This is a genomic window from Pseudoclavibacter sp. VKM Ac-2867, assembly GCF_015351275.1.
Lineage (GTDB): Bacteria > Actinomycetota > Actinomycetes > Actinomycetales > Microbacteriaceae > Pseudoclavibacter.
Genome location: NZ_JADKSL010000015.1, coordinates 1 through 15,085, shown reverse-complemented (window position 1 = coordinate 15,085; position 15,085 = coordinate 1). Strand labels below are relative to the sequence as shown.

17 protein-coding genes and 1 tRNA gene are annotated in these 15,085 nt (G+C 68.2%); 8 read left to right on the top strand and 10 right to left on the bottom strand.

Translation table 11 applies throughout. The features are described 5' to 3' along the window. Positions 1-28 precede the first annotated feature (28 nt). A complete protein-coding gene (locus ITJ67_RS14195; protein WP_194678069.1) occupies positions 29-799 on the bottom strand; it encodes a hypothetical protein in 771 nt (256 codons plus the stop codon). Between the two features lie 156 nt (positions 800-955). Between ITJ67_RS14195 and ITJ67_RS14190 the strand changes: the two genes are divergently transcribed. The 3 genes from ITJ67_RS14190 to ITJ67_RS14180 all read left to right on the top strand — a co-directional run bounded on the left by ITJ67_RS14190 (position 956) and on the right by ITJ67_RS14180 (position 4,055). Continuing rightward, on the top strand, positions 956-1,768 hold the full coding sequence (locus tag ITJ67_RS14190; RefSeq protein ID WP_194678068.1) for a siderophore-interacting protein: 813 nt from the start codon (positions 956-958) through the stop codon (positions 1,766-1,768). Positions 1,769-2,138: 370 nt separating this feature from the next. Beyond that, positions 2,139-2,342, top strand: coding sequence for a cold-shock protein (locus tag ITJ67_RS14185; protein ID WP_068478769.1), 204 nt, complete (start codon positions 2,139-2,141; stop codon positions 2,340-2,342). A gap of 510 nt (positions 2,343-2,852) precedes the next feature. Beyond that, positions 2,853-4,055 carry a TetR/AcrR family transcriptional regulator gene (locus ITJ67_RS14180; RefSeq protein ID WP_194678067.1) on the top strand — a complete coding sequence of 401 codons (1,203 nt, stop codon included), beginning with the start codon at positions 2,853-2,855 and terminating at the stop codon, positions 4,053-4,055. A gap of 74 nt (positions 4,056-4,129) precedes the next feature. On the opposite strand, the gene ITJ67_RS14175 is transcribed toward ITJ67_RS14180, so the two are convergent. The 4 genes from ITJ67_RS14175 to ITJ67_RS14160 all read right to left on the bottom strand — a co-directional run bounded on the left by ITJ67_RS14175 (position 4,130) and on the right by ITJ67_RS14160 (position 7,642). Further along, a complete protein-coding gene (locus ITJ67_RS14175) occupies positions 4,130-4,579 on the bottom strand; it encodes a DUF1622 domain-containing protein (RefSeq protein WP_194678066.1) in 450 nt (149 codons plus the stop codon). Between the two features lie 8 nt (positions 4,580-4,587). Then, positions 4,588-5,793 (bottom strand): MFS transporter, encoded by a 1,206-nt coding sequence (locus ITJ67_RS14170; RefSeq protein WP_323741468.1) that lies wholly within the window; start codon positions 5,791-5,793, stop codon positions 4,588-4,590. 141 nt (positions 5,794-5,934) lie between these two features. Next, entirely contained in the window at positions 5,935-7,236 is a 1,302-nt protein-coding gene (locus ITJ67_RS14165) for a heparan-alpha-glucosaminide N-acetyltransferase domain-containing protein (protein ID WP_160073357.1), read from the bottom strand. A 55-nt stretch (positions 7,237-7,291) separates the two neighbouring features. Then, a complete protein-coding gene (locus ITJ67_RS14160; RefSeq protein ID WP_160073359.1) occupies positions 7,292-7,642 on the bottom strand; it encodes a DUF2200 domain-containing protein in 351 nt (116 codons plus the stop codon). A 97-nt stretch (positions 7,643-7,739) separates the two neighbouring features. Between ITJ67_RS14160 and ITJ67_RS14155 the strand changes: the two genes are divergently transcribed. Next, positions 7,740-8,390, top strand: a complete 651-nt coding sequence (locus ITJ67_RS14155; RefSeq protein ID WP_194678065.1) for an NADPH-dependent F420 reductase — start codon at positions 7,740-7,742, stop codon at positions 8,388-8,390. 124 nt (positions 8,391-8,514) lie between these two features. Here ITJ67_RS14155 and ITJ67_RS14150 read toward each other — a convergent pair. Then, positions 8,515-8,590, bottom strand: a tRNA-Ala gene (locus ITJ67_RS14150). A gap of 381 nt (positions 8,591-8,971) precedes the next feature. On the opposite strand from ITJ67_RS14150, the gene ITJ67_RS20295 reads away from it, so the two are divergent. Further along, positions 8,972-9,616 carry a helix-turn-helix transcriptional regulator gene (locus tag ITJ67_RS20295; RefSeq protein ID WP_194678064.1) on the top strand — a complete coding sequence of 215 codons (645 nt, stop codon included), beginning with the start codon at positions 8,972-8,974 and terminating at the stop codon, positions 9,614-9,616. 33 nt (positions 9,617-9,649) lie between these two features. Here ITJ67_RS20295 and ITJ67_RS14140 read toward each other — a convergent pair whose 3' ends face one another. The 4 genes from ITJ67_RS14140 to ITJ67_RS14125 all read right to left on the bottom strand — a co-directional run bounded on the left by ITJ67_RS14140 (position 9,650) and on the right by ITJ67_RS14125 (position 13,454). Then, a complete protein-coding gene (locus tag ITJ67_RS14140) occupies positions 9,650-10,576 on the bottom strand; it encodes a hypothetical protein (protein WP_194678063.1) in 927 nt (308 codons plus the stop codon). A 43-nt stretch (positions 10,577-10,619) separates the two neighbouring features. Then, positions 10,620-11,741: a hypothetical protein gene (locus ITJ67_RS14135; RefSeq protein ID WP_160073367.1), complete on the bottom strand. Its 1,122-nt coding sequence runs from the start codon at positions 11,739-11,741 to the stop codon at positions 10,620-10,622. A 129-nt stretch (positions 11,742-11,870) separates the two neighbouring features. After that, complete coding sequence (locus tag ITJ67_RS14130) at positions 11,871-12,518, bottom strand: GNAT family N-acetyltransferase (RefSeq protein ID WP_160073369.1); 648 nt, start codon at positions 12,516-12,518, stop codon at positions 11,871-11,873. A gap of 12 nt (positions 12,519-12,530) precedes the next feature. Then, a complete protein-coding gene (locus ITJ67_RS14125) occupies positions 12,531-13,454 on the bottom strand; it encodes a UTP--glucose-1-phosphate uridylyltransferase (protein ID WP_160073371.1) in 924 nt (307 codons plus the stop codon). 133 nt (positions 13,455-13,587) lie between these two features. Between ITJ67_RS14125 and ITJ67_RS14120 the strand changes: the two genes are divergently transcribed. From ITJ67_RS14120 to mscL, 3 genes are read left to right on the top strand one after another with little or no spacing between them, the layout of a single operon-like run. After that, on the top strand, positions 13,588-14,166 hold the full coding sequence (locus tag ITJ67_RS14120) for a 5-formyltetrahydrofolate cyclo-ligase (protein ID WP_160073373.1): 579 nt from the start codon (positions 13,588-13,590) through the stop codon (positions 14,164-14,166). 59 nt (positions 14,167-14,225) lie between these two features. Beyond that, positions 14,226-14,528 carry an FmdB family zinc ribbon protein gene (locus tag ITJ67_RS14115; protein WP_160073375.1) on the top strand — a complete coding sequence of 101 codons (303 nt, stop codon included), beginning with the start codon at positions 14,226-14,228 and terminating at the stop codon, positions 14,526-14,528. A gap of 45 nt (positions 14,529-14,573) precedes the next feature. After that, positions 14,574-15,011 carry a large conductance mechanosensitive channel protein MscL gene (gene mscL / locus ITJ67_RS14110; RefSeq protein ID WP_160073377.1) on the top strand — a complete coding sequence of 146 codons (438 nt, stop codon included), beginning with the start codon at positions 14,574-14,576 and terminating at the stop codon, positions 15,009-15,011. Positions 15,012-15,085: the final 74 nt, after the last annotated feature.

Here is a 15,085-nt window from a genome sequence, read left to right as displayed (position 1 = left end):
CGCGCGGCGGCACGGGGCCGCTCAGGAGTCAGTTGCCGTCGTCGTCAGGCGCGATGATGCGGTGCGAACCGGTCGCCGGATGCGCGGCCCTGGCCCGAACGGAAGCGAACTGGCTCTCGACGACGTCGGCGACGACGGCGATCGACTGCTCATCGAAGCGGTCGTGTTCCCCCGCGGCGACTTCCTGCGCGTCGACGTGGCGCAGCCACGACGTCGTGGCGCTCACCGACGAGGGTGTGTAGCCGTTCGTCTCCGCCACCGACCCGCCGAATAGGAACGCGACGGGAACTCGGAGACCTGCAAGGGCGTCGCGTGATGAGGAGCCATGGTCGTCGGCGGGCAGAGTGTCGCCGAGGCCGCCGTTGACGAGGACGAGGGCTCCGACACGATCTGGGTGAGCCGCGGCGACGGCGACGGCGAGGTCTGCACCCGCCTCCGTGCCGACGAGCACCGCTCGCTCGACGGAGAAGTGGTCCATCAGCTCCACGACCGCGTGCGCGGTCGTTTCCCTCGCCACCCTCGAGCGCTGCGGCCAGCCCAGGTCGTCGATCGACGGTGCCAGGACGTGCGCGTCCGGGAGCAACCCGGCGAGCGTCTCGGCCCTCGCGCTATGTGCCTCCCCGAGCAGCAGGAGATTGTCGTGCTTGCGTCCCTCTCTGGAGACGCGAACCAGCACCCCGACGCTGCCGCCGGCGAGGTCGACGCTGAGTCCTCTGGGCCCGACCGAGTGAGGTTCCGGCTTGGCGGAGCCGAGTGGTCGCAGCGCGCGAACGGGCGCGTCTGCCTCGTCACCCGTCATGCGATCCACTCCTTCGCTGGCTCTCAATGCTACGCACCCTTGCTCCAGCGTAGACGCGGCACCGTGTGCACCGCAGACAGCGCACCTCTCGGATGCGCCCACTGGCCCAGCCGCACCCTCGCGACTAAGGTAAACCTAACCCGAGAAGGAGCGTCCATGTCGAACATCGCCACCACGCACGCCGCGAGCGGTCTCGTCAGATCGCGCCTCGCGGCCAGAGAGCGAGTGAGCGAGCACGTCGTCCGCGTGACGCTGGAGGGCGATGACCTCGCTCGTTTCCAAGGCCTCGGCTTCGACCAGTGGTTCCGCCTGCTGCTCCCACAACAACAGGACGAGACCGTCTTCGATCGCGCGCCCGACCGCATCGACTTCAAGGGCTACCTCAGGTACCTGCTCATCTCGCAGTCGAAGCGCCCCGCCATGCGCAACTACACCGTGCGCGAGTTCCGCCAAGCCGAACGGCAGCTCGACATCGACGTCATCGTGCACGGCGACGCCGGCATCGCCGGCCCGTGGGCTCGCGACGCGCAGGTCGGCGCACCCGTCGCGCTCATCGACCAGGGCTGCGGATTCGCGCCACCCGCATCCACCGACTGGCAGCTGCTGGTCGCCGACGAGACGGGGATGCCCGCGATCGTCGGCATCCTCCGCGACCTGCCGAGGGCAGCCCTCGGGCACGCGATCGTGGAGATCCCATCCCAAGGGGATGCGCAGCCCGTGGAGCTCCCCTCGGGGTTCACGATCGACTGGGTGACACGCCCGAACGGGGCGCGTCCGGGCGAGATGGCGCTGCAAGCGGCCCGAGAGACCCGGCTCGAGGGGTCGACGCCATACGCCTTCGCCGTCGGCGAGTCGCAGCTCGCGACGGGCGTCCGGCGACACCTGGTCAGGGACCTCGCCGTACCCAAGACCCAGGTGACCTTCTGCGGATACTGGAAACTCGGGCGCAGCGAAGCCCCACAGGGCTGACCGAACGGTGGGAATGGGATGCGTGACCCCGCGTGACTTTCCCGCGAGAAATCACCTTCGATTGCGAGCTCGGAGCGTGATAGCGTTGGTTTCACGCGCTGAGCGTCGGGAAGCCGTCCAGTAGCACCGCAGTTAACACGGGTCGAGCGCGCGCCCCATCCGAATCGGAACTGCCCCCAGACAGCACCGAGCCCAAGAACTTATCCACCCCTTATCTTTGCTTTTCTACGGCGCCGTGGAAGAGCAGCCCGAATCGTCCAAGATTCGGCAGCGCATTCCTGCGCGAAATAAACCGTGCCTAATAAGCACAGATCCGTTCGCGGATCACCCGCCCGAAGTACGGGCTGCATAACAATGAAGGAAGAAAAACATGGCAACTGGCATCGTGAAGTGGTTCAACGCAGACAAGGGCTACGGCTTCATCGCTCCGGACGACGGAACGCCCGACGTCTTCGCGCACCACTCCGCAATCGACGTCCAGGGTTTCCGCACGCTTGAAGAGAACCAGCGCGTGGAGTTCGATGTGACCCAGGGACCCAAGGGTCTCCAGGCCGAGAGCATCCGCCCGCTCTAAATACAGGCTCTCAGCGGTCCCCGTCCTCTGACGGGATGACCACGCACAACGAGTGCGACCTTCGGGTCGCACTCGTTTTGTCTGTCCTGACGGGTGCATCCCGGTGACCATTCGCCACGAATGACCCTGCGGCTCGCAGAGCAGAAGCCGACTTCACCTCACCCGCAGCCTCCGATCTGTCAACGACGACGATCGCGGCGAACGCGTGGTGCCCGCTTGACGAGGCGAGAGAGCAGAGCATTCGCCTCGCCGACGCGGAATGGTCAGTCCCATCCGTCTGCGCTTGCGGTTCGCGGCGCTCGCGACTGCGCGACCGAGTCCCGTCACGAGCCGCCTTGGGGCAGCATTCGTCGTTCACGGGGAGTCCTGCCCTGCGAGCCGAAGATCAGGTGTGTTCCAGGGTCAACCGGCAGGGAGGAAGGTATCCTTCTGGGGCGAGGCGCGGACCCCCGGCCGCGAATACCTCGTTCACTACCAGCACCAGACCTCGAACGGAGCAACACTCCCTCCATGACCACTCCCCCCACGTGGCCTCATACCCCAGTCGTCCGCCCCAAGGACCGCAAGCAGCGCATCGAGTCCGCCGCCACCCAGGCATTCGCCCTGCGCGGCTACCACCAGGTGAGCATGAGCGACGTGGCAGCGTCGGTCGGCATCTCGGCCCCAGCCCTCTACCGTCACTTCGCGAACAAGTACGACCTCTTCAAGCACACGGCATTCGGCATCGTCGACGCGGTCGAGACGGCTACTGACGATGCCGCCGAGAGCGCAGCGGTCACCAGCGCTCCCCCGGCCGAGCAGTCAGCGGCGCTCATCGGCGCAACGCTCGAGAGTCTCATCAAGTGCCGAGGCACCGGAGAGATCATCCGCTGGGAGTCCCGCTACCTCGAGCCCGCCGACCGCGCGTCCGTCGACCAGCGCCTCGCCAAGGTCTACGGCCGCTTCTCGACGGTGCTCAAGGAGCTGCGCCCGAACCTGCGCAGCGAAGACGCCGCCTTGCAGAGCCGCGCCGCCTTCGCCGTGCTCGCGAGCGTCTCGATGCACCGCACGAGCATCTCGTCTGCCGCAGCCGACTACCTCCGGGGGGCCGCCCAGCGTGCCTTCGACGCGGAGCTGCCCGAAGTCGAGTCGTACGTCGCTCCCGCAGCCACCGGAATCCCCTCCACGGCGAAGCGTGAGCAGATCGTCGCCCGGTCCATCGAGCTCTTCTTCGCCCGCGGATACAACCTCGTGAGCATCGAGGAGATCGGCGGCGCCGTCGGCATCACCGCATCCGGCGTGTATCGGCACTTCGAGAGCAAGAGCGGAATCCTCGCCGCTGCCTGCTCTCGTGCGGCCGAGTACCTCGGCCAGGTGACCCGCGAGGTCTTCGCCGCCGTCGACAGCCACGAAGACGCGCTCGATGGCCTGATCGACGCCTACGTGGAAGCCCAGCTCGCCCACCACCGGCTGCTGCAGGTCTACATCGCCGAGTCGACGAATCTTGGCGACGAGGAGCGGGAGCGCCTCATCGCTCTCCAGCGCGACCACGTCGAAGAATGGGCAGGACTCCTGCGTGCCGTGAAGCCGCAGTTCTCCGCCTCAGAGGCGCGCTGCGTCGCGCACGCCGGTTTCCACGTCGTGGACTCTCTCGGGCGAGTGCTCGCCTGGCAGGACACGCCGAGCAACCGAACGCGCGTCGCCCACATGCTGCGTGCGGTCCTCGACGTCTGACGTTCGAGCACACGACGAGCCGTGGCCCGCCCCGTTCAGGGTGCGGGCCACGCTCGTCTCTCGACCCGGGCACGTCACACGACGGTGCGTTCCTCGGCGGCCCCGGTCGCACCTGCAGACTCGGGACGGCCTGCCGCTCTGACCTGGTCGGCGAGCAGCTGCGCGCCGCTGGTGGTGAGGGCACGACGCCACGGCAGCACACCCTCGATCTCGATCTGGATGGACATGCTCAGCACCGTTCGGATCACGACGATGAGTCCCAGGATGAGGGCATCCTCAAGCGAGGGCTTCGACGTGATCGTGCGGACGAGGTCGGCGGCCACGAGCACCTCCAGCCCGAGCAGGATGCCAGCTCCGAGCGAGGTGCGGAGCGTCGCGAGGGCGACCTTGCCGCCCTTCCCGCGCACGAGCGCCAAGACGGCGAGCACCACCGCGATGACGATCCCGATGACGATGGCCGACGCGCCGAGCACCTCGACGACGACCGCGACGATCTCGAACACCTGGTCCATGGATTGCTGCATACCTGCCCCTAGGAGGTCGAGTCTGATCGGCGCGTGCGCCCGGCGAGGACGCCTGCGCACAGGAACGCCACGATTCCGGCGATCGGAACCACGATAAGCCCGACGCGGAGCGACGTCGCGTCGGCAAGCAGCCCGACGAGGGGCGGTGCGGCGAGGAAGCCGAGGCGCATGAGCCACGAGACCAGGGTGATGGCCGTGCCCGGCTTGAATCCGGGCAGCTCATCTGCCGCGTGCAGGGCCGCGGGCACCAGCGTGGCGATTCCGAGACCAGCGGCGGCGAAGCCCGCGATCGTCCCCCCGACGCTCGGGAAGAGCAGCGCGACGCCCATGCCGAGCGCTGTCACGAGGCCACCCGCCTGCGCGACCCGACGCTCCCCGAAACGATCGACGAGCCGATCCCCGAGCATCCGCCCCACGAACTGCGCGCCGACGAGCGCGATGAAGCCGAAGGCGGCGAGCGCTTGAGGGGCCTCGAGCGAACCGGACAGGTACAGCGCCGCCCAGGTGCTGCCCGAGTCCTCGACGACCGACCCGGCCACGGTGAGCAGCACGAGCGCGAGCAGCACCAGGTACTTCGCCGACCCTCCGCGAGCGGAAGTCCCGGCCTTGACGACCCTGATCCCCGCCGTCGTGACCTCGACGTCGTCGTGCTCCGGGCCGGGGATCATCCACCGGTACGCAAGGATCGCGACGAGCGTGAACACGGCGCCGCTGAGGCCGAGGTGCAGCGGGAGCGGCACCTGGAGTGCCACCGCGGCAGCCCCCATGAGGCCGCCGAGTACGGCCCCGATCGACCAGATCGCGTGGAAGCCGTTGATGATGGAGCGCCCGAAGCGACGCTGCACCCGCAGCCCGTGCGAGTTCTGCGCCACGTCAGTGAGCGCATCCGCTGCCCCACCGAACGCGAAGGCGGCCGCCAGCAGCAGCCCGTTGGGGGCGAAGCTCGCGGCGAACAGCGCGAGGCTCGTGATGGCCGTCCCGGCCACGGCGAGACGCGACGACCAGAAGCGGCGGATGAGCGCCGCGGCCGCCAGCCCCGCGAGAAGGGCCCCGCTCGGGTAGGCGGCGACGACGAGCCCGAACTCGACGTTGCTCAGCGCGAGCTCGGCCTTCAGCCCCGGATAGCGTGGCAGCAGATTCGCGAAGAGCGCCCCGTTGGTGAGGAACATGGCCGCGACAGCGATGCGCGCGCGCCGGTCGACCCGGGAGGTCACTCCCCGACCGCGATGTCATGGTTCTTGCTGAGCATGCTGCAATCCAAGCACAGCGCGAGCACCCGGCTCGCCGCAGTCACTGCTGCACGAGCGGGAAGGCGAGGCAGCGCAGACAAGGCTGGCGGGCCCGGCGGCGCTGGATCATTCCACCGTCTGCGAGGCGCGGGGCGCCGCGAGGGCCGCGAACCGCTGGCCAGTCCAGGTCACGGCCGCCTCCAGCGGGCCGCGCCGCTGCCACCAGAAGAAGACCGCACCGACAGCCAGGGCCCCAGCCACGTGGATCAGCCAGATCGGGGCGCTCGAGACGAGCCAGAACAGCTCGGGGGCCTCCGCGAGCCACCCTCCGCTGACGAGGGTCGTGTAGGTCACACCCGCGACGATCACATGCAGCGAGTAGATGGTGAGCGGCGTCGCACCTGCACCCAGCGCGGGTCCGATCGCACGGATGGCCGTGTCGCCGAGTCGGAGGCAGACGGCCAGGCACAGGCCGATCGCGATGAGCGAGGTGCCGGCTGTGATGGCGAGATCGAACGTCGTTCCCGAGTGCGGTGCGGGTGAGGCGAGGAACCAGCTGCTCTCCGTCGGCGTGGTGCCGAACGCCGCTGAGTAGAAGAGCTCGGAGGCCTGCGCCCCCGTGCCAGTCGAGGCGCCGATCGAGTTGAGGCCGCCGAAGGGGCCCGCCAGCAGCATGCTGATGCCGACTCCGACCAGTGCGAGGAGAGCGCCGACTGCCGTGAGTCCGAGGCTCAGCTGCAGGATCGTGCCGCGTTCTCGGGCCGCCAGCAGCATCCGCCCGACCACCATGCCCACGATCGCGTAGACCACCCAGGTGAGCACGGGATAGGTGCCCGTCACGAAGAGTCCCCGGAGCAGCTCGAGCGGATGCGCCAGGTCGAACCAGTTCGGCGTTCCGAGCTCAGAGCCCACGTTGAGCGGGGCCCGCAGCAGCATGGAGAGAAAGGGCCAGAGGCCGGCCCAGGCGGTCGCGACCATGAGCAGGGAGAGGTTCGAGAGCCGCAGCAGTGGGACGAGGAGCCAGAAGACGAGCCCGTAGTAGACGAGGATCACGGCGATCGGTGTGGGGACGAGACCGAGCGTCATGCCGATCAGCATGAGGGCGAGGCCGCGCCCGAAGACGTTGAGGGCCGCGGCGCCGAATGCTCGGCGCTCGCGCTGCCGCTGCGTCGTCAGCACGACCCCGATGCCGGCGAGGACGGCGAACAGGGCTGCGGCCTTCCCGCCGAGGAACGCGGCGAGCGCTGGCGTCGAGCCGTCGGCGTTCGTGACCCAGACGTGCGTCGCCATCATGCCGATGAGCGCGAGGAACCTCGCAAGGTCCAGCCCGGAGATGCGTCCGCCGCGCCGAGAGCCCGCGCCGCCCCCGATCCGCCGGCGACCGAGAGAGGAAGTGGCCGGGTTGCCTGCGGGGTTCGGGGCGCTCACACCCTCACGCTACCGGCAGAGAGCCCCGCGCCGCACTCCGCCGACAGGCTGGGCCTCAGGCGCGGAGGATCTTCTCCATCGCCTTGCCCTTGGCCAGCTCGTCGACGAGCTTGTCGAGGTAGCGGATCTCCTGCATGAGGGGCTCCTCGATCTCCTCGACACGGATGCCGCAGACGACCCCGGTGATGAGCGAGCGCTTCGGCTGCATGAGCGGCGCATCGCGGAAGAAGGTCTCGAAGTCGACGCGCGTCTCGATGGTGCCGCCGAGCTGCTCTTCGCTGTAGCCGGTGAGCCAGCGGATGATCTCGTCGACCTCGGCCTTCGTGCGTCCTTTGCGCTCCGCCTTCGCCACGTAGTGGGGGTAGACGTCCGCGAACGCGGTTCCGTAGATGCGATGCCCGGCCATGTCAGCTCCTCCGTGTCGTCGAGATTCTACCGGCGTCACATGCCGTCACCCGGTGTCATCTCGGAAGAGCCGCCTTCGTCCGCGAGTTGTCTCGAGCATGACAACTCTTGGAATCATCGGAGCAGGGAACATCGGCAGCCAGGTCGCACGCAAGGCGATCGAGGCGGGCTACGACGTGGTCATCGGCAACTCGCGCGGACCGGAGACGCTCGCCGGCCTCGTCGCGGAGCTGGGGCCGAATGCCCGTGCGGCGACGGCGCTCGACGTCGCGGAGGCCGCCGACGTCGCGGTCGTGACCGTGCCGCTGCATGCGTACCAGAGCATCCCCGTCGACGCCCTTGCCGGCAAGATCGTGCTCGACACCAACAACTACTACCCGCAGCGCGACGGCAGCATCGCCGAGCTCGACGATGAGTCGACCACAACTGCCGAGCTCCTCCAGGCGCACCTGCCTGGGTCCCGCGTCGTCAAGGCCTTCAACCACATCGCTGCGGCCGACATCACCGCCGACGCTCGCCCAGCGGGTTCCGACTCGCGTCGCGCGCTCGTCGCGGCGAGCGACAGTGACGAGGCGCTGGAGTTCGCGCGCGGTCTCTACGACCAGTTCGGATTCGACACCGTCGCGCTCACCCCGCTCGCGGAGGGCTGGCGCATCCAGCGCGACACCCCCGGCTACGGAGCGAAGGCGTCCGAGGCGGAGCTTCGGGACCTGGTCGCGTCCGCCAAGCGGTATCGCGAGACCGCCTGAGCCCATCCGGCCGGCCCTGACCGTCGCCCCGCGAGGGAGCGAGGTCGGGCCCCCGCCCACAACCCGCAGGTACCGTGCGGGCAAACAAAGAAGCCCGCCGGAGACCGGCGGGCTTCTTGTGTCTTGGTGGACCTAAGGAGATTCGAACTCCTGACCTCCTCGATGCGAACGAGGCGCGCTACCAACTGCGCCATAGGCCCTGACGAACGGAAACACTACCACCAGGGGCCCGACACCGCCAATCTCGCAGGCGCCACACGGGCGACCACTCACACCACCCCCGACCAGTCACTACCCCCCACCGCGGCTAACCAGGATTCTGAAGGCTGCAGAATGCTCGTGAGCTTCTTGACGACGCATGGAAGCTTGTTGGAACGGTCCGAGCTTGTGTAGCATGTCGAAATATGCACACCGCCGGACCGCTGCCCACATGGCAACCTGACTCTCGCACCCTTGTGCTCAAACCAGATATCTCACCTCCCCCTTCACTGCTCCCCGCAGCCAGGAGCTCGCCAGTGCAGAAAGGCGGGAGGCCACTCGAGTGGGAGCCCCACTCCCACCCCGTCAGTCAGCTGCTCTCTGTGCAACGCGGAGTCCTGAAGGTCGTCGTCGAACGAAGCGCGTGGGTGGTGCCTCCACATTTCGCCGTCTGGGTCCCAGCGGGCACAGTGCACACGAGCCGGGCAACGGCAAGCTGTGAATTCCAGGCAACATTCTTCTCAGAGCGCGAATCGTTCCTCCGACCCCGCGAAGCGTACGGAGTCACCGTCACACCCCTGCTCCACGAGCTCCTCGAGCGGCTCGCGGCCGAGGGCATCTCGCAGGTGCAGCGTCGCAACATCGAACGAGTCCTGTTCGACAACCTGGACCCGGCCAGCCACGACCTGCGGGTCCGCATGCCCCGCGACCGCCGCATCGGCCCGATCGCGGATGCGCTCAGGGCAGAGCCCGGCAACCGCACGTCACTCGAGGAGTGGGCTTCCTCCCTCGATGTCAGCAGCAAGACCCTGGCGCGCATCTTCCAGAACGAGACGGGCGTCTCCTTCCACAGCTGGCGCCAGATGGTCCGCGTGCAGTCAGCGCTCGAGCAGCTCTCGAACGGATCGAGCGTCGCCCTCGTGGCGCGCTCGCTCGGCTACGCGCAGACCAGCACCTTCATCGACGCCTTCCGGCGCGTCCTCGACGTCACGCCCGGTCACTACCGCGCACGAGCGCTCACCGCCTGAGCTGCTCCGGGAAGCGAGACCAGGTCGCCTCAGCTAGTCGCCGTTCGGAGCCGACGTGAAGTTGGGCCCACCTGTTGGCTCCGGCTCAGGCTTCGGATCCTTGGACGGCTCAGGAGCGGACGTCTGCGACGGCGCTGGTGCCTGAGTCAGCTGAGGCGCTTCCGTTGCGGGCGGCTGCGTCGCCGCGGAGCTCGTCGGGGCGGGGGCAGCGGTCGTGGGGGCCGGTGGAACGTACGTCCTGCGGTTCCCAAAATGCTCGGCTCGCGCGTCACCGACAACCTGCGGGATCTCGATGACGGCAGACACAAGAGCGGTGAGGTCCTGCCCTTGCGCATTCGCCCGCACGACCGCGATCAGCTCGGCCAGGCGCTCGTCGGTCTCGTACTCAGACTGGACGTACTCTTCGACCTCCGTCTCGGCAGCCGTCGCGACGCGCTGCGAGTACTCCGACACGAAGTACGGCACGGCCGACTCCATCGTCGAGGCAGCACCCGCGGCATCGTTCACGTTGATCTGGTCACGAGCCGTCGTCAGCATGTCACCCATCGTCGTCTTCGACTCGTCCGTGACGAGGCCGTTCGACATGACATAGGCGGGCTCGATGGCGTCGACCTGCGCGCTGACCGCGAGCGTCTCGGCGCTCAGCACGACAACGGCAGGCTGGGCGGGCGCATCGGTGGAGGCGGCGAGCGACTCCTTGCGGACAGCGGCGAACGAGCCGATCGCGACGGGAATGACGACGACCACGACGAGAAGCGCGACCGCAGCGACGAACCAGCTCACGCGAGCAGCGGAAGGCGCCGCACGGAACCGCGCGAAGGGACCACCGAGCACCAGGCGCGCATTCGTCGCGCCAGTGCGGTCAAGCATCTCGTCACCCGCCGCGAAGGTACCGTTCGGCACATCGATCGATGCGTTGTCGGTCAGCGCGAAGGGGTCGCCGTCTACTGGTGAAGCCATGATCCGACCACACTAGTGGATGGCGCGCGAGGCCCGGCGGCAACTAGCCGACACGGCGACGGCGCAGTGCTGCATCGAGGTCGCCCATCCCGGGCTCGATCTCCTCGATGACCCCCATGCTCGCCCAGCGGCTCGGCCGCTTCTCGACGGGGGCGACGACGATCGGGTTCAGGACGACCTCGCTCAGCGCGGGCGACGACTGCGCGAGGCCCGCCCGGGTTGCAGCGGTCTGCGCAAGCGGCATGCCCTGCGTCGCAGCAGATGCGCGCGTCGAGAACGTCGCGATGCCCGGCTGCGCGTGTGCATCCCTGATCTTCTGCTCGGAGCGACGAGCCGCCTCGCGAAGCAGCTCGAGGTGGTTGATCTTCTCGACCTCGACACCGCCGCCGGGACCATCCGGGCCGGGACGGCCGGAAGCATCCGCCGAATTCTCGACGGCAGTCAGCTCCTCGACCGGCTGGCGCTCGAGGTAGAGCGGCTTCGGCACGGGAACCGGAACCCAGCTCGCGAGTGGCTCCGCGGCGTCAGCAACCGCAATCGGCTGGATCTCGACGGTGGGGGCGTCGCTCACGGAGAAGTCGATCGTCGAGTCGGGGCGACGCTCGGCGCGCGGCGCCCGCTGACTGCCGCCCGCCGCGCGCACCGCGAGGCGCTGCGCGTTCGCGATGCGTGCAAGGCGCTGGAGACCGGCGACCCCGGCGAGCACGGTCACGACTCCGGCGACGAGCACCCACCAGACGCCGATGCTCGAGCCCAGTGCGATCCCGACGCCGACCGCGATGAGGCCGGCGAGCGTGAGCAGGGAAGTGACGAGGCGGCCGCGTCGAGTCGCGCGGGCGGCCCGCTGACGGTCCTCGACGGAGCGTGGGACGGCGACCGTCGGAAGAGCACGCCGCGCGGCTTCGTCCCGCTCGCGTTCGGCGCGCTCCGCCTCAGCCTTCGCGCGCTTGATGCGTCGCTCCTGCTCGACCACGCTGCGACCGTCGGCACGCACACGCGCCTGACCGAGCTCGCTCGTGTTCGCGAGCGAGTGGAGCGCCTGCTGCATCCGGATCGCGTTCTCCTCGGTTGCGAGGTAGTTGCGACGGCGCACCCACGTCGGCACGAAATAGGCAAGCCAGAGCGTCACCGCCAGGGCGAGGACGAGACTGCTGCCGAACTGCATGGCGTCAACATTAAGCGCGGACCGAGCCGCCAACCCCGATTGGTGCGGAGTGTCTGATTCGGGATTGCCGAACTTCTTGCGACAACCGGCGAAGCGGGTGAATATCGACGCTCGAAGCGGGGTGACGACTCAGACGAGGGGCTGCGCGGTCCGCGCCCAGTCGGCCTGGGGCACCTGCGCCTCGCGCTCATCAGCGAGGCCCTCCCGCCAGCGCCGCAGCACGCCGTGCGGGACTTCCTCGCGGACGACGCCGAAGCAGAAATGGTCGCGCCAGTCGCCATCGATATGAATGTAACGACGACGCAGGCCCTCGTACCTGAAGCCGAGCTTCTCGACGACCCGCAGGGACTTGGCGTTCTCCGGTCGGATGCACACCTCCATGCGATGCAGGCCGAGGCCCTGCAGGCAGTGATCGGTGGCCATCGCCGTGGCGATCGTCGCGAGCCCCTTGCCGGCGAACTCACGTGCAACCCAGTAGCCGAGCGTCGCGGACGAGAGTGCGCCGTAGCTGATACCGGAAACGGTGAGCTGTCCGGCGAATCTGCCCTCGTAGGTGATCACGAACGGCAGCGCAGTGTGCGCCGACGCCTGGGACAGGAGCGAGCGGATGCCACCCCGAACATCCCAGCGGCCACCACCGCCGGGGCTCGTCGCCTCCCACGGCTGCAGCCACTCGCGGTTCGCGAGGAGCACGGATTCCAGCTCACGCGCATCCCGGACCCTGATGGGACGCAGCGACACCGGGCCGTGCGTCAGCGTGGGGACGGATGCGCTCATAGAAAGCGGAGTCTACTCGGCGATCGAGGCGGCGAACTGCTTCAGCCACGGGCCGAGCGCGGGTCCGAGCTTCGGGTCGTCGACAGCGAGCTCGACGATCGCCTTGATGTAGTCGAGCTTGTTGCCGGTGTCGAAGCGGCGTTCACGGTAGACCACGCCGACGACCCCTCCCAGCTCCTCGCGGTTCGCGGCGAGCACCTGCAGCGCGTCGGTGAGCTGGATCTCTCCCCCGGCACCCGGCTTGGTCTGCTCGAGTACCCCGAAGACCTCGGGCCGCAGCAGGTAGCGGCCGATGACCGCGTAGTTCGACGGAGCATCCTCGAGCGCGGGCTTCTCGACGAGCCCGGTGATCTGGATCGTGTCCGGCCCCGCCCCGGGAACGCCGTCTTCGACACTCGACGACGCATCGTAGGCGGCGACACCGTACGAGGAGATCATGGCCGGGTCGACTTCCTGGAGCGCGACGACGCTTGCGCCCGTCGCCTCGTGCACCTCGATCATGCGCGAGAGCAGCGAGCCACCACCCGCCATGATGTCGTCGCCGAGGAGCACGGCGAAGGCCTCGTCGCCGACGTGCTGGTGGGCCCGCAGGACCGCGTGCCCCAGACCGAGCGGATCGCCCTGGCGCAGATAGTGGACATCGGCGAGGTTCGTCGCCGCGCGGACGCGATCGAGCTTCTCGGTCTCTCCACGGGCCTCGAGCAGCGCTTCGATCTCGGCGACGCGATCGAAGTGGTTCTCGAGCGTCGTCTTGTTGCGCCCGGTGATCATGAGCACGTCCGAGAGGCCCGCCTCGACGGCTTCCTCGACCACGTACTGAATGGCAGGGCGGTCGACGACCGGGAGCATCTCCTTCGGAATGGCTTTCGTCGCGGGAAGGAACCTCGTCCCGAGGCCCGCAGCTGGAATAACGGCCTTAGTGATGCGCGAGGACATAGGCCGTATCGTATGGCCACCGAATGCCATCGCGAAACGCAGCTGTACGTGGCGCGTCACTGCGGCACGGGCTGCGGGTTCTCGCCCAAGCTCTCCCCAACCCGCGACGGGGCGCTTCGCTAGGCTCGTTCCCATGTCGACCGATGCGAAGACCGAGAAGCGAGCCCTCCGCGCCGACACCAGACAGCGCCGCCGCAATCACGGGGAGCTGCTCCTGGCGGAGCACGGGGAACAGATCTCCCTCCACCTGCAGCAGCTGGTCGCCGAGCACGGCGCGAAACGCATCTCCTGCTACCTGTCGGGCGAATTCGAACCGAGCACACGGCCTTTCCTCGCCTGGGCCGGTACAGCTGACATCACCGTGCTGCTCCCCGTCACGCGGGAGGACGGACTCCTCGACTGGGTCGTCTCCGACGGGCAGTCTGAGCGCCCGCACGAGCTCGGGTTCCCCGAGGCAACGGGCGACCTCCTCGGCCCGATCGCCCTGGGCGACGCCGACCTGCTCATCATCCCCGCCGCGTCCGTCGACCGGGACGGCTACCGGATGGGCTGGGGTCGCGGCTACTTCGACCGCACGCTCGGCTCCATGGCCGGGCGACCGCCCGTCTACGCGGTCGTCTACGACGACGAGGTCCTCGAGGCGGTCCCCCGCGAAGTGCACGACGAGCGCGTGGATGGGGTCGTCACCCCATCGGGAATCCAACGTTTCTGAAGCATTCCCCCGCCGGCTCTCTCGCGCGATTATGCTGTTCTGGTCCCGAAAGCGAGATTATGCCTACCTACTCATACCGTTGCACCGAATGTGACAACGCCTTCGATATCCAGCAGGGGTTCGCTGACGCGAGCCTCACCGTCTGCGACAAGTGCGGAGGCAAGCTGCGCAAGGTCTTCGGTGCCGTCGGCGTCTCCTTCAAGGGATCCGGCTTCTACCGGACCGATTCCGCAGCCAGCGCGAAGAAGAGCTCGAGCTCTTCCTCCGCCTCGACTTCCGCGGAGGCGAAGCCCGCCGCGGCCAAGAAGGAACCGGCACCCGCCGCCGCCTCGAGCGGCAGCAGCTCCCCCGCCGCGTCCTGAACTGACACGACTCAGCACTCCAGCACAGAACGAAAGGGGGACCCCGTGAAGGGATTCCGCGAATTCATCATGCGTGGCAATGTCATCGAGCTTGCCGTCGCCGTCATCATCGGTGCAGCGTTCACGAGCATCGTCAACGCCATCGTCGACGGCATCTTCAACCCGATCATCGCCAAGCTGTTCGCGGCTGACGACATCGCGGCCGCCACGGTCACGATCGGCACGGTGCCCATCGGCTTCGGCGCGGTCATCGCCGCGATCATCCAGTTCGTCCTGATCGCAGCGGTCGTGTACTTCGCGATCATCCTGCCGATCAACAAGCTCAACGACATGAGCTACCGCCTCATCCACGGCAAGCCGAAGCCCGCCGTCGAGGCCGCTGTCACCGAGAAGGACGTGCTCGAGGAGATCCGCGACCTTCTCAAGGCACAGCAGGAGGCACCTGCGAAGCTCCAGGGTGAAGGCCCCGAGACCCGCTCCTAGGGCCCCGAGGCCGGCGTAGCAGCGCTGCCGGCTCGGACCACTACGCAGAGACAGGAACGCCGCCGGTCACCCCG